Origin of the sequence: Bacteroides sp. 43_46 (assembly GCF_001915455.1) — a bacterium.
GTDB classification, from domain to species: Bacteria; Bacteroidota; Bacteroidia; order Bacteroidales; family Bacteroidaceae; genus Bacteroides; species Bacteroides caccae.
Window position 1 is genome coordinate 23,667 of record NZ_MNQN01000023.1, and the last position, 6,404, is coordinate 30,070.

The 6,404-nt window shown below is 44.5% G+C and carries 3 protein-coding genes and 1 tRNA gene; 1 reads left to right on the top strand and 3 read right to left on the bottom strand.

Going from position 1 to position 6,404, the window contains the following annotated elements:
• Positions 1–81 precede the first annotated feature (81 nt).
• Positions 82–1,092 (bottom strand): 2-oxoacid:ferredoxin oxidoreductase subunit beta, encoded by a 1,011-nt coding sequence (locus tag BHV72_RS02450; RefSeq protein ID WP_005681896.1) that lies wholly within the window; start codon positions 1,090–1,092, stop codon positions 82–84.
• Positions 1,093–1,095: 3 nt separating this feature from the next.
• The gene (locus BHV72_RS02455) at positions 1,096–2,919 is read right to left on the bottom strand and encodes a 2-oxoacid:acceptor oxidoreductase subunit alpha (RefSeq protein WP_286854182.1); all 1,824 of its coding nucleotides are present in this window, start codon (positions 2,917–2,919) and stop codon (positions 1,096–1,098) included.
• Positions 2,920–3,122: 203 nt separating this feature from the next.
• On the opposite strand from BHV72_RS02455, the gene BHV72_RS02460 reads away from it, so the two are divergent.
• Positions 3,123–3,194: transfer RNA gene (locus tag BHV72_RS02460), tRNA-Arg, on the top strand.
• A 176-nt stretch (positions 3,195–3,370) separates the two neighbouring features.
• On the opposite strand, the gene secDF is transcribed toward BHV72_RS02460, so the two are convergent.
• Positions 3,371–6,394 carry a protein translocase subunit SecDF gene (secDF, locus tag BHV72_RS02465; RefSeq protein WP_005675237.1) on the bottom strand — a complete coding sequence of 1,008 codons (3,024 nt, stop codon included), beginning with the start codon at positions 6,392–6,394 and terminating at the stop codon, positions 3,371–3,373.
• Between the last annotated feature and the right edge of the window lie 10 nt (positions 6,395–6,404).

Here is a 6,404-nt window from a genome sequence, read left to right on the forward strand (position 1 = left end):
AATTATGGTGGATAATAAATAAAGGCGTAGAAAGAGAACCAGTTCTCACTCTACGCCTTTGTTATTAGATAAATTATGAATTTACTTCACTTCCCAAGTATCATTAGTCATCAACAGCTCTTGGAAATTGTGGTATTTCTTTTTGCCTTTGATTTCTTCGATTTGTTCTGTAACTGCATCATTGTAGGTCGGAGCATCTACATCGCGGATTACACCGAGTGCAATCGGGAAGTCGGGACCTTCCATCAAGGCCAGTTTCAGTTGAAGTGTATTGTCCTGGCAGTGTGCATCGTGGATAAGAATATCTTTTTCTGTGATACCGTTTTCACCGAGTTTCACTACTTTCAGTCCGAAACCTTCCTGCATTAATCCGAATTCTTTGTTTTCACCGAACAACATCGGTTTACCATGTTCCAGATAGATCGCGTTCTTGGCACGTCCTTCTTTGGTTGCAACGCTGGCATGAGTTCCGTCGTTGAAAATAACACAGTTTTGCAGAACTTCGACAACCGAAGCACCTTTATGAGTGGCTGCTGCTTTCAATACTTCTACGGAAGCGGCACCGTCTACAGCGATACAGCGTGCAAAGAAACGTCCACGTGCGCCGAAAGCAAGTTCTGCCGGATGGAATGGGTCTTCTACTGTTCCGTAAGGAGATGATTTACTGACAAATCCACGTTCGGAAGTCGGTGAATATTGTCCCTTGGTCAAACCGTAAATGCGGTTGTTCAGCAGAATCATATTCAAGTCAATGTTACGGCGGACAGCGTGGATGAAGTGGTTACCACCGATTGCCAGGCCATCACCGTCACCGGAAATCTGCCAGATAGTCAAATTGGGATTAGCTACTTTGGCTCCTGTTGCAATAGCAGCTGCACGTCCGTGTATAGTGTGGAAGCCATACGTATTTACATAGTAAGGCAGACGGGAAGAGCAACCGATACCCGAAATTACGGCAATATCATGCGGAGCTGTTCCCAATTCGGCCATAGCCTTATGCAGTGAATTCAGGAAAGCGTGGTCACCGCATCCCGGACACCAGCGGGGCTGGCCTGATTTATAATCTTGTACGGTATATACTTTATCGCTCATCTCTTATTCCTCCAATAATTTAGTAAATGCATCTATCAATTCTCTCGTAACGAAACTGATGTTCAGTCCAGGCACTTTCATGCGCAGGTAACCTGCAAATTGTCCCAAGTTCTGTTCAGCTACCACGATCTTTTTATATTTACGTAATACGTCAGCCGTGTTCTTCGGTAGCGGGTTGATGTATTGGAAGTGGGCGAAAGCCACTTTCTTTCCATGTTCGCGCATATAGTCCATAGCCAGACGGAGATGGCCGTAAGTACCACCCCAGCCTACAATCAGCAAATCTGCATCTTTGTCGCCCAATACTTCGAGCTCGGGGATGTAGTCTGCAATTTTGTCCACTTTGGCTTGACGAAGGTGAACCATTTTATTGTGATTTTCCGGTTCGGTAGAGATTGCACCTGTTTCGTTACTCTTTTCAAGACCACCGATACGATGCATGAAGCCCTCTGTTCCCGGGATAGCCCAATAGCGTACACCAGTTTCTTCGTTACGTTGGTACGGAGTCCAGTTTCCTGCCATATCAGGAGTTACATACGGTGGATTGATAGCAGGATATTCATCCAAGTTAGGAAGTTTCCAGGCTGCAGAGCCGTTGGCTACAAAAGCATCAGTCAACAGTACAACCGGAGTCATGTGTTCCAAAGCGATTTTAGCTGCCATATATGCAGCATCAAAACAGTTGGTCGGTGATGTTGCAGCAATGACGGGCATCGGGCTTTCACCGTTACGTCCGTAGAGAGCTTGCAGTAAGTCGGTCTGTTCTGATTTCGTAGGAAGACCGGTAGACGGTCCGCCACGCTGTACGTTGACGATCACTAGTGGAAGTTCGCCGATAACGGCAAGGTTCATTGCCTCACTTTTCAGGCAGACGCCCGGGCCGGAAGTCGTAGTTACTGCCAGGGCACCGGCAAAAGCTGCACCGACAGCAGATGCACAACCTGCGATTTCGTCTTCGCACTGTACGGTTTTTACGCCCAGTGATTTATGTTTGGCTAATTCGTGCAGAATGTCAGTGGCCGGAGTGATAGGATAAGAACCCAAGTAGAGTTCCAGACCAGCTTTCTCGGCTGCAGCTATCAAGCCGTATGACGTTGCCTTATTACCATTAATATCTGTATAAAGTCCTTTGGATTTTGGAGCTTTGCTTTCGATCTTATAAGTAGAGACAGAAGCGTGAGTGTTGGCTCCGTAGTTGAAACCGTCGTTCAATACCTTGATGTTGGCTTCTGCAATTTCGGGCTTTTTGGCGAATTTCTCGCGCAGCATTTTCTCGGCTGCTGCCAGGTTACGGTTGAACAACCAACAAACTAACCCCAGCGTGAACATATTTTTACAACGGAGAACGGATTTGTTGTCCAGTCCTGAATCCTTCAGGCTTTCTTTACACATGGAAGAAATAGGCACTTCAAGTACTTCTTGCTTAACACCCAATTCTTCGAAAGGATTGTCAGTCTTGAATTGTGCCTTTTCTAAATCTCTGGCTTCGAATGAGTCGGAGTCGGTGATGATAAGTCCTTGCGGTTTACAGAATTTGATTTGTGTTTTTAGTGCGGAAGGATTCATTGCTACCAATACGTGACAACGGTCTCCGGGAGTGTAAACTTGCCCGGCGCCGATGTGTACTTGAAAACCGGAAACTCCGGTTAACGAACCTTGCGGAGCGCGGATGTCTGCCGGGTAATCGGGGAATGTACAGATGTCATTTCCTACCGTAGCCGACATGTTCGAGAAGATGTTGCCGGCCAGCTGCATGCCATCACCGGAGTCGCCGGAGAAACGTACTACGACTTCCTCCAATTCTTTAACCATCATTTCGTCTGCCATAATTTTTATTACTATATTTAATTTAAAAACTATTTTTACTTTCAATTTGTGAGCGCAAAGGTCGGAAAGTTAATCGAATTATCAAAATAAATCAGTCTTTATTGTCCTATTGACGCTGAATATTTGAAGTGTCTGGAAGGAACCTTTATTTTTATTCTTGTTAAATCAACAGAAACCGTTATCTTTGCAAGCAAATTTATAACGGCCTTGTAGTTCAACGGATAGAATAGAAGTTTCCTAAACTTTAGATAGGGGTTCGATTCCCCTCGAGGCTACTACAAAGAGGAATCTATAGGAAGTTGTGTTGTAGGCTTTCATGCTGTATCAAGTTTTAAGTTTTACAATAGCTTCTTTCAAGATTAACGTCTTATAGCTTATATTTGTTTTAATAATCAATAGAAAAAGCCTCTTCCGAACATCCGGAAGAGGCTTTTTCTATTTCTGGACTTTATTATTCTTCCGTAGCTGCCGGTACTACAACTTTTTTGTTCTTCATCATGTTGTATGCAATCGGAGATGCAATGAACAGTGAAGACAATGTACCGATAACAACACCGAGAATCATTGCGAATGCGAAGCTGCGGATTGAATCACCACCGAGGATGAAGATACACAGTAACACGATCAATGTACTCAATGATGTATTGATAGTACGTGCAAGTGTAGTGTTCAAAGAGTCGTTGAACAACTGACGTTTGTCACGTTTCGGATACAGGCCGAAGAACTCGCGCACACGGTCGAAGATTACCACTTTATCATTAATAGAGTAACCGATAGCCGTCAGGATAGCACCGATAAATGTCTGGTCAATTTCCAGAGAGAACGGCAGGATGCCCCAGAACAGTGAGTAAGCACCGATAATCATAATGGTGTCACAACTCAAGGCCACAATAGAGCCGATACTGTAAGCAATGTTACGGAAACGGAGTAGGATGTACAGGCCGATAGCAAGCAATGCCAATACAACAGAGTAGATAGCACCTGTCTTAATATCGTCTGCGATACTCGGACCTACTTTCTGTGAACTTACGATACTACCACCGGTATGATTGTCACGATCGATGAAAGTTTCCAAAGAAATGTTTTGAGTCAGTACCGGTTTCAGAGTTTCATACAAGTATGATTCAATTTCTGAGTCCACGTTGTTACCTGCATCTTCGATGCGGTAGTTTGTGCTGATACGTACTGTTTTCTTATCTGTACCGATAGCGATAACACTTACGTTAGCATCACCGAACTTGCTGGCAATTAGCTCGCGTACTTGTTCCGGTTCAACCGGGTTTTCGAACTGTACCTTGAAGTTACGTCCACCGGTGAAGTCGATACTCTGACTCAAGCCACGGATTGCAAATGAGCTGATACAAACGATAATTACTGCACTGACGATAATAAGGGACTTCTTGTTCGTACCCATAAAATCGAAACGTGTATTGGTCATCAGGTTCTTTGAAATCTTAGTTGTAAATGTCAGCCCCAGCCACTTATCTTTACTCATGAAGTGTTCGTAAACCAGACGAGTCATGAACACAGCTGTAAAGAAGGATACAAGGATACCGATAATCAATGTCGTAGCAAAACCACGAATCGGACCGGTACCGAAGTTGAATAGGATGATACCTGTGATGATAGATGTCAAGTTAGAGTCAAAGATAGCCGAGAATGCGTTGGAATAACCGTCAGCAAGTGCTTTCTTCACTCCCTTACCTGCGCGAAGTTCTTCTTTTGTACGTTCATAGATAAGTACGTTCGCATCCACTGCCATACCCAGTGACAACACCATACCGGCAATACCGGACATTGTCAGCGCAGCCTGGAAGGACGAAAGGATTCCCAGTGTAAAGAAGAAGTTGAGGATCAATGCCCCATTGGCAACCATACCCGGGATGATGCCATACATAGAGCACATATAAATCATCAACAGAATCAAAGCAACAACAAATGAGAAAATACCCGCATTGATAGATTCCTGACCCAGTGACGGACCTACGATATCTTCTTGTACGATGTGAGCCGGAGCCGGCATCTTACCTGATTTCAATACGTTAGCTAAGTCCTTTGCCTGCTCCGGAGTGAAGTGACCTGTAATCTGTGAACGTCCGCCTGTGATCTCAGTGTTTACGTTTGGTGCAGAATATACATAGTTATCAAGAACGATAGCGATAGCACGACCGATATTCTGTTTGGTCAGTTGAGCCCAACGGCGTGCACCGTCAGAATTCATAGACATGCTGACAGCCGGTTTGCTGTACTGGTCGAATTCGTCTTTGGCATCTGTTACTACGTCACCTTCCAACGGAGCTTTGCCGTTGCGTTCGGTAGATTTGATTGCATACAATTCGAAAGTCTGACCTTTTTTGTCAAATTCGGAAGGAGAAACACCCCATTTCAGACGGAGGTCTTTTGGAAGTTCTGCTTTGATTTCCGGCATAGCCAGATATTTGTTAATGTCTGCAGTGTCCTTGTAGTTTGCATATCCGATAACCGGACCCTGCCCACTAGAGTTTAATTGCAGTATAGACAGCAAAGGATACTGTTTCTTGATCTCTTCCATGTTCGCAGCAGTTGCATCATCTTGTTTGGCGTCTCCTTTCAGAGCGGCAGCAAGGCTGTCGGCAGCACTTACGGCTTTCTTAGTCGGAGTTGCTTCGGTAAGAACAGCAGCTTTTGTAGTGTCTGTTGTAACAGAATCAGTAGTTGTTTCCTGAGTTAACACTGCACGCAATTTAGCGTCTGCTGACTGCATAGCCGGAAGAATTTCTTTGGCGGTATATGTTTCCCAGAATTCCAGGTTAGCCGAACCTTGAAGAAGTTTTCTCACACGTTCCGGTTCTTTGATACCCGGCAATTCTACCATGATACGTCCCATTTTGTCTTCCAGGCTCTGGATGTTCGGTTGAACCACACCAAAGCGGTCGATACGGGTACGAAGTACGTTGAATGAGTTCTCAACAGCCGCTTTTACTTCTTCTCTCAATACTTTTTCAACTTCCGCATCCGTTGATTTCTGGCTAACTTTGTCTTTCAACTGTTGTGTAGCGAATAGTTCGGAAAGTTTCGCGTCCGGAGCAATTCTGTGGTATTCCTTGACAAACAGGGTAATTACATCATCCTGACTGTTGATAGCCTGTTTTGCTGCTGTTGCCAATGCGTTATTGAAAGCTTCGTCCGGCTTGTTGTCAGCCAGTGCTTTAATAACATCAGGTACAGAAACTTCAAGGATAACATTCATACCACCTTTCAGGTCCAAACCTAAACTAATCTCCATTTCACGACATTGTTTCAGCGTCCAGTTACCCAGCCAGACCTTCTCATTGGAGAGAGAGTCAAGGTAGTCTTGTTCTACTTTCATGTCGCCGTTCGCAATTTCTTTCGCCTTGTTGTTATAATGGCGTGTTACGAAGGAGAAGGAGAGGTAGAACACGCATACCAGCGTGAGTAATACCGCAAAAACCTTTACAAATCCTTTGTTTTGCATTTTACTTTTA

Excerpts from the sequence above, each read along its gene's own strand:
- secDF (WP_005675237.1), bottom strand. The coding sequence starts at position 6,394 with ATGCAAAACAAAGGATTTGTAAAGGTTTTTGCGGTATTACTCACGCTG.
- BHV72_RS02455 (WP_286854182.1), bottom strand. The coding sequence starts at position 2,919 with ATGGCAGACGAAATGATGGTTAAAGAATTGGAGGAAGTCGTAGTACGT.
- BHV72_RS02450 (WP_005681896.1), bottom strand. The coding sequence starts at position 1,092 with ATGAGCGATAAAGTATATACCGTACAAGATTATAAATCAGGCCAGCCC.